This is a genomic window from Streptomyces sp. NPDC059371 (genome assembly GCF_042751995.1).
Taxonomy (GTDB): domain Bacteria; phylum Actinomycetota; class Actinomycetes; order Streptomycetales; family Streptomycetaceae; genus Streptomyces.
The window spans coordinates 151,072-168,937 of sequence record NZ_JBHYXD010000007.1 but is presented as its reverse complement, the minus strand read 5'-3'; the positions used below and the strand labels follow the sequence as shown (position 1 = coordinate 168,937).

Below are 17,866 nucleotides of genomic sequence, written 5' to 3'. Positions count from 1 at the left end.
GCGCCCGCGCCGGGCGGCGATGGGGTCCCCCCGGCCCGGTGAGCCGCGGGGGGGGGGGCCCCCCCCCTCGAAGCCATTCGAGGGGCTCTCCCACGTCAGGGCTGTGGAGACATGCCCGAGGCCGAACTCACCGACGGCCGGCTTCCTGTCGGACCGCCTCCGCCTCCGGGCCGGGTTCGGCGTCGCGGCGTTCCTGGACGTGGGCGTAGGCCATGAGGCCGAACAGGACAACGAGCAGTACGGCCGACGAGCCAGCGGTGCCGAGGTCGAGTCCCCCCTTGGCGATCGGCTTGGTGAGGAAGTCACCGGCGGTGGCGCCGAGCGGGCGGGTGAGGACGAAGGCGATCCAGAACAGCAGGACGTTCGACACCGCTGGAACCTTCATCAGCGCGACGAGCACCGCCAGCAGCCCCGTGACGAGGAGCGCCCCGCCCAGGTAGCCGAGGCCGGAGCTGTCGGAGAGGAAGTCGCCCATCGACGTACCGAGCGTGTTGGAGACGAGGATCGCCGACCAGAAGAGAGCCTCACCACGGAAGGTGACGATGTCTCGGATCTGGAAGGTCATCCCGCTCAGTTTCCAGGCGAGGAAGATCGCCAGGAGGAGCGAGACCAGGATGGCCGCGCCTTCGGGATACCCCAGACCGAGGCCCTGTGGGCCCCAGCCGAGCGACGTGGCGCCGCCCGATAGGTACTTGGCACTGGCGTCGCGGTTCATGAAGTCGGACATCGTGGTGCCGGCCATGCTGGTCGACAGGATCACGGTCCAGTAGAAGAACGGGTTGTACCGGCGGGACCTGAGCTGGACGACCAGCGTCACGACGAAGAGCAGGAACAGGATGATCGTGGTCACGAAGTAGCCGAGCCTGAGGGTCTGGGCGAACAGGTCGCCCGCCGTCTCACCCAGGGTCGTCGCGGCGATCTTCATGATCCAGAACGCCAGAGTCACCTCTGGCAGCTTCTTCATCACGGACTTCGTCATCAAAGGGGTGCTCCTGCGGTGTGTGGGGGATTCGATCTCTGTTGAACCTTGACAAGGTCAACCTGAACGCGTCCTGAACGTGCGCGGCATGCGTATTGACGTACCGCGCCCGCGCTGATCCCACTCTGGTTCTCGGCACCGTCCGCACCTCGCCTGACAGCAACGCCCGTCCGGCTCGAAGATCCGCGGGGGAAACGCCGGAAGGCGAAAGAGTGGGAGCACCGGAAGGTTTCCGGTGCTCCTGTGTACGGCGGCCGGGCGGGCCGTGTTCATGACGTGCGGTGCGGCCCGATGGGCAGGGTTGGTCTCGGGGGACCGTTCGCGCGATCACCCGGCGCCGCGGCGGACGGGGCCGGAGCACCGGTCCGGTGCCCGGCCCGCGACCGCGGGTCTGAGCGGTGACCGGGCTCCGACCTGCCCCGCCACCGCCGTCCAAGTCAGCGGCCTTCGCCGCCGAACACCCTGAGAATGCGCTCCGCCGCGAGGGTGGCCGTCAACCCGCCCTCCCGAACCTGTCGTTCGAGGCCGGGGGCGACGGCCCGTACGGCCTGATCGGCGTGCAGGCGGCCGAGCAGCTCGTCCCGGACCATCGTCCAGGTCCAGTCCACCTGCTGGTCACGGCGCTTCTCGGCGAGGCGGCCGGTCGAGTCGAGCAGCACCCGGTGCTGCTCCAGACGGTCCCAGAGAGTGTCCAGACCAGCCGACTCACGGGCGCTGCAACTCAGCACCGGCGGCGTCCAGACGGCGTCCTTGCCGTGCATCAGCCGCAGCGCGCCGGCCAGTTCACGCGCGGCGGACTGCGCTTCACGCTCGTGCGGGCCGTCCGCCTTGTTGACCGCGATCACGTCGGCCAGCTCCAGGACCCCCTTCTTGATGCCCTGCAACTGGTCGCCGGTGCGCGCCAGCGTCAACAGCAGGAAGGAGTCGACCATGTTCGCGACCGCCGTCTCGGACTGGCCGACGCCGACGGTCTCCACCAGCACCACGTCGTAGCCGGCCGCCTCCATCACCACGATCGACTCACGGGTGGCCTTCGCCACCCCGCCGAGCGTGCCGGCGGTGGGGGAGGGGCGGATGAACGCGGCCGGGTCCACGGCCAGACGCTCCATACGGGTCTTGTCACCGAGGATCGAGCCGCCCGTACGGCTGGAGGACGGGTCGACGGCGAGGACCGCGACCCGGAACCCGAGCGAGGTCAGCATCGTGCCGAACGCGTCGATGAACGTCGACTTTCCCACGCCCGGCACCCCGCTGACGCCGATCCGCCGGGCCTTCCCGCTGTACGGGAGCAGTTCGGTCAGCAACTCCTGTGCCAGCGCCCGGTGCTGGGGCCGGGTGGACTCGACGAGCGTGATGGCGCGGGCGACCAGCGCCCGCTTCCCGTCGAGCACACCCTTGACGTAGGTGTCGAGTTGGATCACAGGTCGTGCCCGAGGTCGGCAGAGAGCCGCTGGACGAGGTCGTACGCCGCGTCCGGGATCACCGTCCCGGGCGGGAAGACCGCCGCGGCGCCCATCTCCAGCAGCGTCGGCACGTCCTGCGGCGGGATCACCCCGCCGACCACGATCATGATGTCCTCCCGGCCCTCCGCCGCCAGTTCCTCGCGCAGCGCCGGTACGAGGGTGAGGTGCCCGGCGGCCAGCGACGAGACGCCCACGATGTGCACGTCCGCCTCCACCGCCTGACGGGCGACCTCACCCGGCGTCTGGAACAGCGGGCCGACGTCGACGTCGAAGCCCAGGTCGGCGAAGGCGGTCGCGATCACCTTCTGGCCGCGGTCGTGACCGTCCTGACCCATCTTGGCGACCAGGATGCGCGGGCGCCGGCCCTCGGCCTCCTCGAACGCGTCCACCAGCGTCCGGGTGCGGTCCACGGACGGCGACTCCCCTGCCTCGTTGCGGTACACCCCGGAGATCGTACGGATCTGGCCCGCGTGCCGCCCGTACACCTTCTCCAGGGCGTCCGAGATCTCACCGACGGTGGCCTTCGCACGGGCCGCGCGCACCGCCAGCTCCAGCAGGTTGCCCTCGCCGCCCGCCGCCCGCGTCAGATCCTCCAGCGCGTCCTGGACCTCCCGGTCGTCGCGCTCGGCGCGCAGCCGGCGCAGCTTCTCGATCTGCTGCGTGCGCACGGAGGAGTTGTCGACCTTGAGGACGTCGATCTGCTCGTCGGTCTCCACCCGGTACTTGTTGACGCCGATGACCGGCTGGCGGCCGGAGTCGATGCGGGCCTGGGTGCGGGCCGCCGCCTCCTCGATCCGGAGCTTCGGGATGCCGGCGTCGATGGCCTGCGCCATGCCGCCCGCCGCCTCGACCTCCTCGATGTGCTGCCAGGCCCGGCGGGCGAGGTCGTACGTCAGCTTCTCCACGTACGCGCTGCCGCCCCAGGGGTCGATGGCCCGGGTCGTACCGGACTCCTGCTGGATCAGGAGCTGGGTGTTGCGGGCGATCCGCGCGGAGAAGTCGGTGGGCAGGGCGAGCGCCTCGTCCAGCGCGTTGGTGTGCAGCGACTGGGTGTGGCCCTGGGTGGCCGCCATGGCCTCCACGCACGTACGCGTCACGTTGTTGAACACGTCCTGAGCGGTCAGCGACCAGCCGGACGTCTGCGAATGGGTGCGCAGGGAAAGGGACTTGGAGTTCTTCGGGTCGAACTGCCGGACCATCTTGGCCCACAGCAGGCGCGCCGCCCGCATCTTGGCGATCTCCATGAAGAAGTTCATGCCGATCGCCCAGAAGAACGAGAGCCGCGGCGCGAACGCGTCCACGTCCAGGCCCGCCTCGCGGCCCGCCCGGATGTACTCCACACCGTCCGCGAGGGTGTACGCCAGTTCCAGGTCGGCCGTCGCGCCCGCCTCCTGGATGTGGTACCCGGAGATGGAGATGGAGTTGTAGCGCGGCATCCGCTGCGAGGTGTACGCGAAGATGTCGGAGATGATCCGCATCGACGGCTTCGGCGGATAGATGTAGGTGTTGCGGACCATGAACTCCTTCAGAATGTCGTTCTGAATGGTTCCGGCCAGCTTCTCGGGCGGTACGCCCTGCTCCTCCGCCGCCACGATGTAGAGCGCCAGCACCGGCAGCACGGCGCCGTTCATCGTCATCGACACGGTCATCTTGTCCAGCGGGATGCCGTCGAAGAGCTGACGCATGTCGTAGATGGAGTCGATGGCCACGCCCGCCATGCCGACGTCGCCCGTCACCCGGGGGTGGTCGCTGTCGTAACCGCGGTGCGTGGGCAGGTCGAAGGCGATCGACAGGCCCTTCTGGCCCGCGGCGAGATTGCGGCGGTAGAAGGCGTTGGACTCCTCGGCCGTGGAGAAGCCCGCGTACTGGCGGATCGTCCACGGCTGGTTGACGTACATCGTCGGGTACGGTCCGCGCAGATACGGGGCCATGCCCGGATACGTGTCCAGGAAGTCGAGGCCCTCCACGTCACGGCCGGTGTACAGCGGCTTGACCGCGATGCCCTCCGGGGTCTCCCAGAACGTGTCACCGGCGCCCGTGGCCTTGCCGGCGGCGGCCTTCCACTCGTCGGCGCCGCCTTCGGCGGTGGGCGTCCCCAGGTCGATCCCGGAGAAGTCGGGGATTCCCATCAGGAGGACACTCCCATGCGGTCGAGGGTGGCGGAGAGGACGGCGACGGCGTCGCAGCCCGCGAAGACATAGGAGTCGACACCGGCGTGGTCCGCGGGGCGGCCCGCCAGGAAGACGTGCCGGGCCCCGGCCGCGGCGAGGGCTTCGGCCGTGCTCGCGGCCCGCTCCTCGTAGAGCGCGTCGCTGGAGCACAGGACGGCCTCGGTGGCCCCGCTGTCCTCGAACGAGCCGTCCGTGACGGGCTCGATGCCGCCGGCCTGGAACAGGTTGGCGACGAAGGTGCTCCGCGCGGTGTGCGCGGCGGCCGGGCCGATCGTGGCGAGATAGATCCGGGGGCGGGCCCCGGTGGCGGCGAGATGCGCGTCGGAGCGGGCCCGCAGCGTCTCGTACGCCTCGTCGCGCCGCACCTGCGGCAGGCCCCCGGAGGGTGCCTCGGGAGCGGGCTCGCGCTCCACCGGGCGCTCCGCCAGGTGCGGGAACTCGCTGACGCCGGTGATCGGTTCGCGCCGCTTGGCGAGCTTCACCGAGCGGGCCGCCCAGGTCTCCGCCAGGTCGCGCGCCAGCCGGCCCGAGCGCAGGACCGCGGCCTGGCCGCCGTCCCGCTCGATTCCCTGGAAGAACTCCCAGCCCGCGTGGGCGAGTTCGTCGGTCAGCTTCTCCACGTACCAGGAGCCGCCCGCCGGGTCGATCACCCGGGACAGATGCGACTCCTCGATGAGGATCGTCGAGGTGTTGCGGGCGATGCGCCGCGCGAACGCGTCCGGCAGACCGAGAGCGTGGTCGAAGGGCAGGACGGTGACGGACTCGGCGCCGCCCACGCCGGCCGCGAGCGTCGCGATGGTCGCGCGCAGCATGTTCACCCACGGGTCGCGGCGCGACATCATCACCGGCGAGGTCACGGCGTGCTGCGTCTGCGCACCCGCGCCCGGCGCCCCGCACACCTCGGCGACCCGCGCCCACAGCCTGCGCGCCGCCCGCAGCTTGGCGATCGTCAGGAACTGGTCGGCGGTCGCCGCGTACCGGAACTCCAGCTGCGCACAGGCCTGTTCGACCGACAGGCCCGCCTCGGTCAGCTCGCGCAGATAGGCGACGCCGGTCGCCAGCGAGGCGCCCAGCTCCTGCGCGGCCGAGCCGCCCGCCTCGTGGTACGGGAGCGCGTCGACGGTCAGTGCCCGCAGTCCGGGGTACGCGTCGGCGCACCGCAGGGCGAGCGGGACGACCGGGGCGAAGTCCATCGCCGTTCCCGTACGGGCCTCGTGGCCGAGCGGGTCCGCGCCGAGGTTGCCGCGCGCGGCACCCGGTGCGACGCCTCGCGCCGCGTACAGCCGCAGCAACTCCTGGGCCGCCGCCTCGACGTCATGACCCGCGTCGAGGACGACGGGCGCCAGATCGAGGTAGACGCCGTCCAGGACCGCTTCGAGCGAGGAGACCGGAACGCCGCCCTCGCCGACCGTGAGCCACAGAGAGGTGACGCCGTTCTCCAGGTCGCCGAGGACCAGGGCGTTGTCCGCCGCCGTGTGGCGCTGCCGTACGTCCCAGCCGCCCACGGTGTTGCCCTCGGGCCTGCCGCCCCGGACGAAGGGGGCGAAGCCGGGGAAACCGGCGTCGGCGGCCGAGTCGCGCGCGGTGTACAGGGGCCTGGTGGCGAGACCGTCCTCGAGCGAGGTGGACAGCGCGTCCTCGGCGGCCGCGCCCGAGACCTCCTTGCCCGATTTGCGCAGCACACCTTCTACCAGGAGCTGCCACTGGTCATGGGTCGCGGAAGGGAACTCGGCGGCCAGCGCGAGCCCGTCGTTGGGCAGGACTGTCATGCTCGGATGCTAGGTCAGAGCACTAGGGCGACAGCAGAGGCCCAGGCTGTGACCTTGACCTCTTGCTGTCGGTGATCCAGATCTCAGCCGTCCGGCGGACATGTGCGGCCCGCCGGAAACGGTCGTCAGGCCGCCGGGGCGGGCACCTTCGTCGCGGGGTCGCCGTCGACGGCGGCGGCGAGCTGCGGCACCAGACGGTCGAGCATGTACGGCAGGCTCAGCACGCTGACGAAGGACACCGCGTTGCCGTAGTCGCTGGTCTCCTTGATGTAGACCTCGCGGCTCTGCCGCGCGACCTTCAGGTCCGCGTAGAGGGCGTCCTTGTGCAGCTTGGCCTCGTCCTTGGCGGTGTCCGAGACGATCCACACGATCGCGCCGGTGTCCAGCAGGTCGGTGCGCTCCTTGCTGATGTTGGCGCCGAACTCGTCACCGATGACCTTGTCGAGGTCGGCCGGAAGGCTGAAGCCGAGGCCGGTGAGCAGACGGGAACGGGGGTCCTGGCTGCCGAAGACGAAGATGCCCTCGTACGGGGTGGCCATGACGGCACTGGACTTGGCGAACGCGGGGTTCTTCGCGGCGGCGGCCTTGATGTCGGCCTCGACGCCGGAGACCAGCGACCTGGCCTTCGACTCCTGGCCGAGCGCCTTCCCGATGATCTCGGTCTGCTTCTGCCACGGCACGCCGAAGTCGTTGTACTCCTTCGGCTGGGCCACCACGGGGGCGAACTTGGACAGGGTCGTGTACTGCGCCTTGGTGAGGCCGCCGTAGACGGCGAGGATCAGGTCGGGGCGCAGCGCCGCGATCTTCTCCGTCTGCGGGCCTGTGCCGGTGTCCTTCAGCACGGTCGGGGTCGTGGCGCCGACCGCCTTGCCGGCGGCCCAGGGGCCGATGGCTCCCTTGTAGCCGCCGAGCCATTCGGTGGTACCGACGGGCACCTTGCCGAGGGCGAGTACGGCGTCCTGGTCGGTGAGGCCCACCGTGACGATCCGCCGGGGCTCGGACGTGATGGTCGTACTGCCGTACTTGTGCGCGATGGTGACGGGCCACGCCTTGCCCGAGGCCGCGGGCTTCGCGGAACCGGCGTCGTCGGTGCTCCCCGAGGAGCCGCAGGCCGCGACGGTGCTGAAGAGCATGAGGACGGAGGCGAGGGCCGCGGCGAGCCGTGTGCCTCTCAAAGAGCCGGGCATCAGTGGTCCTTCGGTGTCGGAGCGGTGTCGGTGTGCGGGGGGTGGTCGGCGTGCGCCCGCGTGCCGGACCAGGCCTGCCAGAGGGAGGCGTAGGTCCCGTCCGCCGCGCACAGTTCGTCGTGACGGCCGCTCTCCACGATCCGGCCGTCCTCCATGACGACGATCCGGTCCGCGGCGGCGGCCTGGGTGAGGCGGTGGGCGACGACGAGGGCCGTGCGCCCCTCGATCGCCCGGGCCGCGGCCCTCTCCAGCAGCCGGGCGCCGGTACTGCCGGCCTCGGCCGTCGCCTCGTCGAGGACGGCCACCGGCGGATCGGCCAGCACCAGACGGGCCAGGGCGAGTTGCTGGACCTGGGCGGGGGTGAGCCGGTGGCCGCCCTCGCCCACGACGGTGGCGAGTCCGTCGGGCAGGGCCTCGACCCAGTCGAGCGCGTCGACGGTGGCGAGCGCGGCGCGCAGTTCGTCGTCGCCGGCCGTGTCCCGGGCCAGCCGCAGGTCCGCGGCGAGCGGCCCGGCGAAGACGTGCGTCTCCTGGGTGACCAGGGCGACGGACGGTCCGCCGGTCGCCCTCGTGCCGGGCAGGTGGACGGAGCCGGCGTCCGGCCGGTGCACACCGGCGATGAGCTTGGCCAGGGTGGTCTTGCCCGCGCCGCTCGGACCGACCAGGGCCACCCGTTCCCCGGGCCGCAGCGTGAGGTGCACGTCCCGCAGCACCGGCCGGCCCGGCTCGTAGGAGTGGTGGACACCGACCACGGCGACCGCGCCGGACGGATCGTTGTCCGGGGTGGCTGGTTCGCTGCCGGTGTTCCTGTCGGCGAAACCGGTGTCAGGGTCGGTCGGGTCGGTGGTGCCGGTGCCTGCACCGGAGTCGGAGTCGGCGGCCGGTGCCGGTCCGTCGGCGGGGCCGTCCGTGACGCCGACCAGCCGGTTGAGCGCCGCCGTGGCCGTCTGGGCGTCGTCGAGGAGGACGAGGGCCGAGTTGACCGGCGAGAAGAGGCTGTGGAAGTAGAGGGCGGCGGCGGTGGCCGTGCCGATGCTCACCGAACCGGCACGCACCAGGAAGAACCCGGTGACCAGCACGGCGGCGAGGCCGGTGTACTCGGCGACGTGCAGCCGGTTGTAGAACCGCAGCACCAGCTCGACCCCGCGCATCGTCATGCCCACGGACGCCGAGGAGCGTTCGGTGACGTGCGCGGTGTGCTGCTCCTCCAGGCGGTACGCCCGTACGGTGCCGGCACCCGCGATGGTGTCCAGCAACTGCTGCTGCTGGGCCCCGGTGGCGATCCGCTCGCGGGCGTACAGGGGTACGGCGTTGCGGACGTACCAGCGCGCGGTGTGCGCCTGTACGGGGACGGCGATCAGGGCGGCGAGCAGGAAACGCCAGTCCAGCGCCGCCATCGCGACGAGCGTGAGCACGATGGCGAGGACCGAGCGGACCAGCTCGGGCAGGGCCGAACGGACCGCCTCGCCGACCCGTGCGACATCCCGGGTGACGCGAGCGCTGAGGTCTCCGGTGCCCGCCTTCTCGACCTGTTCCAGCGGCAGTCGCAGCGCCCGGTCCACGAACCGCTCGCGCAGCCGCGCGAGGACGCTCTCGCCGAGCTGCGACACCAGGGACAGCCCGAGCGCCGTCGTGCCGCCCTGCACCAGCGCCACCACGACCAATAGGACGGCGGGCAGGGTGAGATCGCCGGGCGGCCGGTGGCCGGCGACGAGGTCCACCATGTGCCCCAGCAGCGGCTGGACGAGGAGTCCCACGGCGGTGGCGGCGACCATCGTGGCGAAGCAGGCGAGAGCCGTACGGCGGTGGGGGCGGACCAGCTCGCGCAGGGCGGCCCGCGTCCTGGCCGGGGTCGCCGTGGGCAGGAGTTCGCGAGCGGCCGTGGTCTCGCCGGTCACGGTCGCCGGGTCGGCGCTCATGCCAGCACCGCCGAGCGGTAGATCTCGTGGCGGCGCACCAGGTCGGCGTGCGGGGCCGTGTCCGTGACCCGGCCTTCGTGGATGAGCAGCACCCGGTCGGTGACCGAGAGCAGCGCGGGGCTCGTTGTCACGAGCAACGTGGTGCGGCCCTTGCGGAGTTCACGGATGCCCGAGGCGATGCGGGCCTCGGTGACCGTGTCGACCGCCGTGGTGGGCTCGTGGACCACGAGGACGGGCCGGTCGGCCGCCAACGCGCGCGCCAGGGCGACCCGTTGGCGCTGCCCGCCGGACAGCGACCGGCCCCGTTCGCTGACCGCCGTGTGCTCGCCGTCGGGCAGGGTCTCGGACACCTGGGTCACCCCGGCCGCCGTCATCGCCGCCTCGGGAGCGATCGTCCCGGGAGCGGCGGCCGTGACGTTGCCGAGGATCGTGCCCTCGAAGAGGTCGGCGTCGTGCTCGGCCACGAGGATCGCCGTACGGATCTCGGCCGGGTCCAGGTCGCGCAGGGGCACCCCGTCCAGCTCGACCGATCCCGCGTCGGGGTCGCTGCGGCGGCTCAGACAGCGCAGCAGGTCGGCGGCGTGCGCCGGGTCGGTCGTCACCACGCCGACCAGTTCGCCGGGGGCGACGTCGAGGTCGACGTCGTGCAGTCCGCCGTGGCGGAGACCGGCGAGTCGTACGGCGCCCCGTACCGGCTGGGGCAGGGGGCTGCCGCCCGCGCTGACGGCGGGCGCGGTGGCCAGCACCTCCGCGATCCGGGTGGCCGAGGCCCGGCCCTGGGCGAGTTCGGCGTTGACCCAGGCGAGCACCTCCAGTGGGCCGACGAGGAAGAGGGCGAGCCCGACCGCCGACACCAACTGGCCCAGACTGATGCTTCCTTGGGCGGCCAGCCGACCGCCGACCAGGGCGACCGCGGCGATCAGGCAGCCGGTCAGCGCGAGCACCATGCCGCTCTGGAAGGCCTGTGCCCGGGCCGCGCGCAGGGTGGCGCGCAGCGAGTCGCGGCTGGTGGCGCGGTAGCGCTCGATGGCGGCCGGCTCGCCCCCGATGCCCTTGAGGATCCGCAGTCCGGTGACCAGGTCCGCGGCGATGGCCGAGGCGTGCGCCGCCCGGTCCTGCTCGGCCTCGCTGCGTGATTCCAGCGGCTTGCTCAGCAGGTGCCCGAGCCACAGCAGGACCGGGGTGCCCACGAGGACGACCAGCCCCAGGGCGACCGAGGTGCTCAGCAGGACGACCGCGCAGGTGGCGATGCCGACGAGCGAGGAGAAGCCCAGCGTCAGCGCCAGGTTGACCGCGCCGACGCGTTTGGCGTCCTCGGTCGCGATGCTGGCCAGAGCGCCGGGCAGCCTGCCCTCCTCGGTCCCGCCCCCCGGGCTCAGGACCCGCCGTACGAGGGTGACCCGAAGGGTGTGTTCGGCCCGGACCGCGGCCAGTTCACCGGACCGGGCGCCGATCCGGAAGCTGAGGGCCAGTCCGGCGTAGACGGCCGCGAGGACCGCGAGCCACAGCACGAGCGCGCCGGAGTCGGATCCCGTGACGGCTCGGTCTATGACGACGCCGATGAGGGTGGGGACGAGGGCCTCGCCGATCTGGTGCCCGGAGGCGAGGAGCGTGCCGAGCGCCACGCGTGCGCGCTGTCCCTCGACCGAGCCTCTCAGGACGCTGCGCCCCGACGGATGTGCGGCACTCATCCATACCCCTCCGGGAAGGACGGACGACGGAAACTTAGGTGAGGCTACCTTAAGTTGCGGCGAGATACGCCGTGGAGACACGGATGGTTTCTCGGTGGCGCCGGACAGGTCGGCGTACCGGGGTGCGTCGGCCTGTCCGGGGTCAACTGTCGTACGGCAGAACTGAGTTCAGGCGGAGCAGTCGGTCGCCGGGACCGTCTCCGCCGCGCGGTGGGTGAGCAGGGAATCGAGGATCTCCCCGGAGCGGACGGCGGTGGTGGAGAGCAGGGTCGAAGTGAGGCCGTGCGTGTGCTCGGTCGCGCCCTGCACGTAGATGCCCGCCGTCACCTCGGGTGAGAACTCCACCCGGTGGTCGCGGCCGACGAGCAGCGAGTCCTTGTCGTCGCGCAGACAGAGTTTCCCGGCCCGGCCCAGCAGCGTGTCGAGGTCCCGGGGACGGTAGCCGGTCGCGTGGACGAGCAGATCGCAGGAGATGGTCTCCCGTTCGCCGGTGGGGAGGTACTCCACCGTGACGTCGAGCAGGTCGTCCTCGGCCCGCACGTCACGGATGCGCGAGACGTTGTGCAGGCGCAGGCGCTCCTTGCCCAGCACCTTCTCGCGGTACATGGTGGCGTACAGCGACTCGATGAGGTCCATGTCGACCACGGAGTAGTTGGTGCCGCGGTGGTAGTCCACCAGGGACTGCTTCACCTCGGGCGTGGACCGGAAGTACACGTCGACCGCCTCGGGGTCGAAGATCCGGTTGGCGAACGGGCTGTCGTCGGCCGGTGTGTAGCCGTACTTCGCGAAGACCGCGCAGATCTCCGCCGCGGGGAAGGACCGGTGCAGGTAGTCGACCGCCTCGGCCCCGCTCTGGCCCGCGCCGAGGACGAGGATCCGCTCGACGGGAGCGCCGGAGCCGGCCAACCCGGCCACCCGGGGGACCAGTTCACTGTTGTGCCAGACGCGGTCGGAGAGCGTCGTGTCCGGCGGCAGATGCGGTTCCAGGCCGACCGCCACCGACAGGTTGCGGGCTCGCCGGGTGATGGTGCGCTCCGGGGCGCCGGGCACCCGGCTGGTCACGTCGAACCAGCGGACCTCGCCGTCCTCGGAGGTCACCGGTTCGACGGCGACGACCTCGGAGTCGTAGCGGACGAGATGCGAGAGCCGGGCCGCGGCCCAGACGAAGTATTCGTGGAACTCGATCCGCAGCGGGAAGAGCGTCTTCGCGTTGAGGAAGTCGACCAGCCTGCCCCGCTCCCGCAGGAAGCACAGGAAGGTGAAGTCGCTGGTGGGGTTGCGCATCGTGGCCAGGTCCTTGAGGAAGGAGACCTGCATCGTGGCGTCGTCGATCAGCATGCCGCGGTGCCAGCCGAAGGAGGGCTGACGCTCCAGAAACTCCGCGCGGATCCGGTCCTCGGCCGGTGCCTGGGCGTTGTGTTCCTCGATGGCGATGGCCAGTGCGAGATTTGACGGGCCGAAACCGATCCCGAGTACGTCGTGTATGGCGTCCGGTTCGTCGTGCAGTGCGTTCACCGCAACTTCCCTTCCCTTGGGCGCCCCTGATGGTAAATAAGGTTAGCCTTACCTTGCAATGGTGGTCTCCAAGAGAGGATCGACTATGCGGGTCGTCATGTTCGGCTACCAGACCTGGGGGCATCGCACGCTCCAGGCCCTGCTGGAGTCCGGCCACCAGGTGGTGCTGGCGGTCACCCATCCCAAGAGCGAGCACGCCTACGAAAAGATCTGGGACGACTCCGTGGCCGACCTCGCCGACAAGCACGGCATCCCGGTGCTGCTGCGCAACCGGCCCGACGACCCCGAACTCCTCGCCGCGCTGCGGGAAGCGGCGCCGGACATCATCGTCGCCAACAACTGGCGCACCGTGCTTCCCCCGGAGGTCTTCGACCTCCCCCCGCACGGCACACTCAACATTCACGACTCGCTGCTGCCGGCCTACGCGGGCTTCTCGCCCCTCATCTGGGCGCTGATCAACGGCGAGCGCGAGGTCGGTGTCACGGCGCACCGCATGAACGCCGAACTGGACGCCGGGGACATCCTGTTGCAGCGCGCGGTCCCGGTCGGCGCGACCGACACGGTCACCGACCTCTTCCACCGCACCGTGGACCTGATCACGCCGGTCATGACCGAGTCCCTCGGCCTGATCGCCTCCGGCCGGGCCCGCTGGATACCCCAGGACCGCGGCAGGGCGAGCTTCTTCCACAAGCGCTCCGCCGAGGACAGCCGTATCGACTGGACGTGGCCGGCCGAGGACCTGGAGCGCCTGGTGCGCGCCCAGTCGGACCCGTACCCGAACGCCTTCACCCACCATCGCGGCGAGCGGATCCGCGTCGTCGACGCCGCCGTGTCCCGCGGGCGCTACGGCGGTACGCCGGGGCGGATCTTCATCCGCGAGGACGACGGGATCGTCGTCGTGGCCGGAGCGCAGGCCAGGAACGGCCGGCTGCCCGGGCTGCTGGTCCGGCGGGTGCGCACCGAGGACGGAGCCGAGCACGCGGCCACCGACTACTTCCGGACCATGGGCGGCTACCTCACGGCCCGTCCGTGAGCGCTCCGCTCGGCCTCGCCGCCCCGCTCGCCCCGCTCGCCCCGCTTGTCCCGGTCGAGCGGCTGCGCGGCCGCACGGTCGTCGTCAAGTACGGCGGCCACGCGATGGCGGACCCGCCGCTGCGGCGGGCCTTCGCCCAGGACGTCCTCGCCCTGCGGCGGGGCGGGGTCAGGGTGGTCGTGGTGCACGGCGGCGGACCGCAGATCGGCGCCCATCTGGACCGGCTGGGCATCGAGTCCGCCTTCCTGGGCGGGCTCCGGGTCACCACGCCGGAGACCATGGACGTGGTGCGGATGGTGCTCTCCGGGCAGGTCCAGAAGGAGCTGGTCGGACTGCTCAACGAGCGGGGCGCGTACGCCGTCGGGCTCAGCGGCGAGGACGCGCGTACGCTCACCGCCGTGAAACGGTTCGCCGAAGTGGGCGGCGAGCGTGTGGACATCGGACTGGTCGGAGACGTGGTCGGTGTCAACACGGCCGTCCTGACACTATTGCTGGGGCGTCGTCATATTCCCGTGGTGTCCTCCGTGGGCCGTGGTGAGGACGGTCAGGTCTACAACGTCAACGCGGACACCGCGGCCGGGGCGGTGGCCGCCGCACTCGGAGCGCACGCGCTGGTCGTCCTGACCGATGTGCCGGGCCTGTACGCGAACTGGCCGGACGGCGACCAAGTCGTCGACCGTGTCACCGTCGCCGAGCTGGAGTCGCTGCTGCCCCGGCTCGACGGCGGCATGGTGCCCAAGATGGAGGCGTGTCTGCGGGCCGTCCGCAGGGGAGTGGCCACGGCCCGGGTCCTCGACGGCCGTGCACCGCACGCACTCCTCCACGGGCTCGCCGGGGGCCGCGGCACAACGATCGTGCCGGACGCCGGGCGGAAGTCCTCCACCCCGGGCCGGCGATCGCCGCTTCACCCGGCCGGACTCGAAGGGGCCCGGACCCGGCGCGCGGGCCCGGACGGCGGCCGGGGACCGCTCAGTCGGCCCGTGCCGCGGTCTCCAGGGCGGGCGCGCCGTGGTGCCGTCCCATCGGAATGACCAGCGGGGTGTCGCTCACCGGGTCCGTGGTGATCGCGCAGTTCAGATCGAAGACGTCCTCGACGGTCCTGACGGTGATGACCTCGGCCGGAGGGCCCTCGGCCACGATCCGCCCGGCCTTCATGGCGACGACGTGATCGGCGTACCGGCACGCCTGGTTGAGGTCGTGCAGCACCATCACGACGGTCCGGTGCTCGCGCCGGTTGAGATCGGTGATCAGGTCCAGCACGTCGATCTGGTGCGCCAGGTCCAGATAGGTCGTCGGTTCGTCGAGGAGCAGGATCTCGGTGCCCTGGGCGACCGCCATGGCGATCCAGGCGCGCTGGCGCTGTCCGCCGGACAGTTCGTCGACGGGCCGGTCCGCGAGCTCCGTCATACCGGTGGCGGCCAGCGCCGCCCGCACGGCCTGCTCGTCCGCCCTCGACCACTGCCGCCACCAGGTCTGATGCGGCGAGCGGCCGCGGTTGACCAGGTCGACGACGGTCAGACCCTCCGGTGCGACGGGACTCTGCGGCAGGATGCCGAGCCGTTGCGCGAGCTCCCGTGACGGCATGGAGTGCAGCGCCCTGCCGTCCAGTTGGACGGTGCCGGTACGGGGTGTCATCAGCCGGGCGAGGGCGCGCAGCAGCGTGGACTTGCCGCACGCGTTGGCGCCGACGATCGCGGTGATCCGGCCCGGCGGGACGACGAGGTCCAGGCCGTCCACCACCGTCCGGCTGTCGTAGGCCAGGTGCAGACCGGTGGCCCGCAGGTCCGGGCCCGCTCCCGGCACACGGTCGGCCGGCGGGGCGTCCGCCGACAGGGGATTCGCCGACATGGGATCAACCTCCTGAACCCGCGCGGTTGGCGCGGACGAGCAGCCAGAGCAGGATCGGCGCCCCGAGGACGCCGGTGACGATGCCGACCGGGAGTTCCGTGCCGGAGACGAGGGTGCGGGCGATGAGGTCGCTGCCCAGGACCACCAGGGCTCCGGTGAGCCCGGAGGCGACGGTCGGGGGCCAGGCGGTACGGGCCAGACGCTGGGCGATCTGCGGGGCGGCCAGCGCGACGAAGGCGACGGGGCCGGCCGCCGCGGTGGCGAAGGCGATGAGGCCGACCCCGGTGAGCAGGATGGACAGCCGGACGAGCTGCACCCGGGTGCCGAGGCCGGTGGCGACCTCGTCCCCGAGCTGGAGGGTGCGCAGCAGCCGGCCGAGCAGCAGGGCCGCCGGCAGCAGCACCGCCAGCGCGACGGCCAGCGGCCGGGTCTCCTCCCAGGTGCGGCCGTTGAGGTTGCCCACCAGCCAGCCGAGGGCGGCCTGCGCCTCGAAGCGCCCGCCCTTGGCCATCAGGTAGTCGGTGGCGCTCGCGCACATCCAGGAGACGCCGATGCCGACCAGGATGATCCGGTACCCGGTGGTGCCACGCCGCCAGGCGAGGAGATACACGAGGAAGGCGGTGGCCAGCGCGCCGAGCAGGCCGAGCGACTGGGTCCCGAGGCCCGCGTCCCAGCCGAGCACGAGGCCGGCGACCACGGCGGTGCCGGCGCCCTGCGTGAGGCCGATCATGTCCGGGCTGGCCAGGGGATTGCGGGTCATCGTCTGGAACAGCCCGCCCGAGACGCCGAACGCCGTTCCGGCGAGGAGTCCGACCAGCGCGCGCGGCAGCCGGAGGTCCTGGACGACCAGCACGGTGCCGGGGTCCCCGGAGGAGCCCAGGGCGCGTACGACGTCCGCGAAGCCGATCGGATAGTCGCCGATCGTCAGGCCCCAGCAGAACAGCAGGAAGGTGCCGACGCCCAGCACCGAGCACAGCGCGACGAGCCGGGGCCGCAGGATTCCCGAGACGGGGGGCACCGCGAGACGGTAGGCGCGGAAGGAGGACGACAACGGCGGCGGGCCCGAACCGGCGGCGCGCGCCTTCGGGTTGGGGGTGGAGTTCACGGTCGGTTCGGTGAACACGGGATCGGGCACGCTACACCTCCGCCAGGCGCTGGCGGCGGACCAGGGCGATGAAGAACGGGCCGCCGATGAACGCGACGATCACGCCGGCCTGGACCTCGGTCGGCCGGGCCACGACCCGGCCGAGGATGTCGGCGGTGAGCAGCAGACACGGGGCGAGGACGGCGGAGAGCGGCAGCAGCCAGCGGTGGTCCGGGCCGAGGCCCGCCGAGCGGGCCAGCACCCGGGCGATGTGCGGCACGACCAGTCCGATGAAGACGACGGGGCCGATCACCGCGACCGCGGCGCCGGTGAGCAGGGTGATCGCGGTGACGCCCTGGAGGCGGACCAGACCCAGCCGGCGCCCGAGCGAGGCGGCCACGTCGTCGCCCAGGGCCAGGCTGTTGAGTGCGGGCGCGCAGGCCAGCGCCAGCACCGCGCCCACGGCGAGGAACGGCAGGATGCGCAGGACGGTGGTCGAGTCCTGGTCGGCCATCGAGCCCGCGGACCAGAAGCGGTAGCGGTCCAGGGCGTCCGGGTCGGTGAGCGCGATCGCGCTGGTCAGGGAGGACAGCATCGAGGTCACCGCGATGCCGGCGAGCGCCAGTTTGACCGGCGTCAGCCCGGAACGGCCGAGCCCGCCCAGGAAGTAGACCAGCACGCTCGCCGCGAGGGCGCCGGCGAAGGCGAACCAGACGTAGCCGTAGAACGAGCCGAACCCGAACACCCCCACGGCCACCACGATGGCGAACGACGCCCCCGCGCTGACCCCGAGAACGCCCGGGTCGGCGAGCGGATTGCGCGTCAGCGCCTGCATGAGTGCCCCGGCCAGGCCCAGTGCCGCGCCGGCGGTGAGGCCGAGCGTGGTGCGGGGGACCCGCGCCGTCCAGACGATGTTGTCGACGAGCCGGCTCGGCGGGTGGCCGAACAGGGCCCGCACCACGTCGTCGAGCGGTATTCCGGCCGCGCCGACGGCGATGGACACCAGGCAGAGCCCGGCCAGGACCGTGCTCAGCAGGGTCACCAGAACGACCGGGCGGACGCGCTTGCCCCCGGTCACCTTGCGGTCTCCAACGGCCAACTCCCTTAGGTTAGGCAGGCCTTAATCGTAGTGGGCGAATCGGGGATCGCCGAGGCCATGGCCTTTTGGTTAGGTAATCCTTACCTTAGTATGGCCGCGGTCCTCCGG

13 protein-coding genes are annotated in these 17,866 nt (G+C 71.8%); 2 read left to right on the top strand and 11 right to left on the bottom strand.

Annotated elements, in window-relative coordinates; genetic code table 11:
* Nucleotides 1-127: 127 nt before the first annotated feature.
* The 8 genes from ACFXGX_RS06870 to ACFXGX_RS06835 form a co-directional block, all read right to left on the bottom strand.
* Nucleotides 128-979: a hypothetical protein gene (locus ACFXGX_RS06870; RefSeq protein ID WP_384785670.1), complete on the bottom strand. Its 852-nt coding sequence runs from the start codon at nucleotides 977-979 to the stop codon at nucleotides 128-130.
* Nucleotides 980-1,416: 437 nt separating this feature from the next.
* Nucleotides 1,417-2,400 (bottom strand): methylmalonyl Co-A mutase-associated GTPase MeaB, encoded by a 984-nt coding sequence (meaB, locus tag ACFXGX_RS06865; RefSeq protein WP_384785667.1) that lies wholly within the window; start codon nucleotides 2,398-2,400, stop codon nucleotides 1,417-1,419.
* Nucleotides 2,397-4,571, bottom strand: coding sequence for a methylmalonyl-CoA mutase (gene scpA / locus ACFXGX_RS06860; RefSeq protein WP_384785664.1), 2,175 nt, complete (start codon nucleotides 4,569-4,571; stop codon nucleotides 2,397-2,399). The genes meaB and scpA overlap by 4 nt, the downstream gene beginning before the upstream one ends.
* Entirely contained in the window at nucleotides 4,571-6,382 is a 1,812-nt protein-coding gene (locus ACFXGX_RS06855; protein ID WP_384785661.1) for a methylmalonyl-CoA mutase family protein, read from the bottom strand. The genes scpA and ACFXGX_RS06855 overlap by 1 nt, the downstream gene beginning before the upstream one ends.
* 125 nt (nucleotides 6,383-6,507) lie before the next feature.
* The gene (locus ACFXGX_RS06850; protein ID WP_384785658.1) at nucleotides 6,508-7,569 is read right to left on the bottom strand and encodes an ABC transporter substrate-binding protein; all 1,062 of its coding nucleotides are present in this window, start codon (nucleotides 7,567-7,569) and stop codon (nucleotides 6,508-6,510) included.
* Nucleotides 7,569-9,488, bottom strand: coding sequence for an ABC transporter ATP-binding protein (locus ACFXGX_RS06845; protein WP_384785655.1), 1,920 nt, complete (start codon nucleotides 9,486-9,488; stop codon nucleotides 7,569-7,571). Before ACFXGX_RS06845 ends, ACFXGX_RS06850 begins: the two co-directional genes overlap by 1 nt.
* Nucleotides 9,485-11,179 carry an ABC transporter ATP-binding protein gene (locus ACFXGX_RS06840; protein ID WP_384785652.1) on the bottom strand — a complete coding sequence of 565 codons (1,695 nt, stop codon included), beginning with the start codon at nucleotides 11,177-11,179 and terminating at the stop codon, nucleotides 9,485-9,487. Before ACFXGX_RS06840 ends, ACFXGX_RS06845 begins: the two co-directional genes overlap by 4 nt.
* Before the next feature lie 168 nt (nucleotides 11,180-11,347).
* Nucleotides 11,348-12,694 carry a lysine N(6)-hydroxylase/L-ornithine N(5)-oxygenase family protein gene (locus ACFXGX_RS06835; protein ID WP_384785649.1) on the bottom strand — a complete coding sequence of 449 codons (1,347 nt, stop codon included), beginning with the start codon at nucleotides 12,692-12,694 and terminating at the stop codon, nucleotides 11,348-11,350.
* 85 nt (nucleotides 12,695-12,779) lie between these two features.
* Between ACFXGX_RS06835 and ACFXGX_RS06830 the strand changes: the two genes are divergently transcribed.
* Both ACFXGX_RS06830 and argB read left to right on the top strand, forming a co-directional pair.
* Complete coding sequence (locus ACFXGX_RS06830; RefSeq protein ID WP_384785646.1) at nucleotides 12,780-13,727, top strand: methionyl-tRNA formyltransferase; 948 nt, start codon at nucleotides 12,780-12,782, stop codon at nucleotides 13,725-13,727.
* On the top strand, nucleotides 13,724-14,758 hold the full coding sequence (gene argB / locus ACFXGX_RS06825; protein ID WP_384785643.1) for an acetylglutamate kinase: 1,035 nt from the start codon (nucleotides 13,724-13,726) through the stop codon (nucleotides 14,756-14,758). The genes ACFXGX_RS06830 and argB overlap by 4 nt, the downstream gene beginning before the upstream one ends.
* Here the strand turns inward: argB and ACFXGX_RS06820 are convergent.
* The 3 genes from ACFXGX_RS06820 to ACFXGX_RS06810 form a co-directional block, all read right to left on the bottom strand.
* A complete protein-coding gene (locus ACFXGX_RS06820) occupies nucleotides 14,697-15,530 on the bottom strand; it encodes an ABC transporter ATP-binding protein (RefSeq protein WP_384785738.1) in 834 nt (277 codons plus the stop codon). The two genes, argB and ACFXGX_RS06820, sit on opposite strands and share 62 nt — an antisense overlap.
* Nucleotides 15,531-15,579: 49 nt before the next feature.
* Nucleotides 15,580-16,626 carry a FecCD family ABC transporter permease gene (locus ACFXGX_RS06815; RefSeq protein WP_384785735.1) on the bottom strand — a complete coding sequence of 349 codons (1,047 nt, stop codon included), beginning with the start codon at nucleotides 16,624-16,626 and terminating at the stop codon, nucleotides 15,580-15,582.
* A gap of 85 nt (nucleotides 16,627-16,711) precedes the next feature.
* The gene (locus ACFXGX_RS06810; RefSeq protein WP_384785732.1) at nucleotides 16,712-17,737 is read right to left on the bottom strand and encodes a FecCD family ABC transporter permease; all 1,026 of its coding nucleotides are present in this window, start codon (nucleotides 17,735-17,737) and stop codon (nucleotides 16,712-16,714) included.
* Nucleotides 17,738-17,866 lie beyond the last annotated feature (129 nt).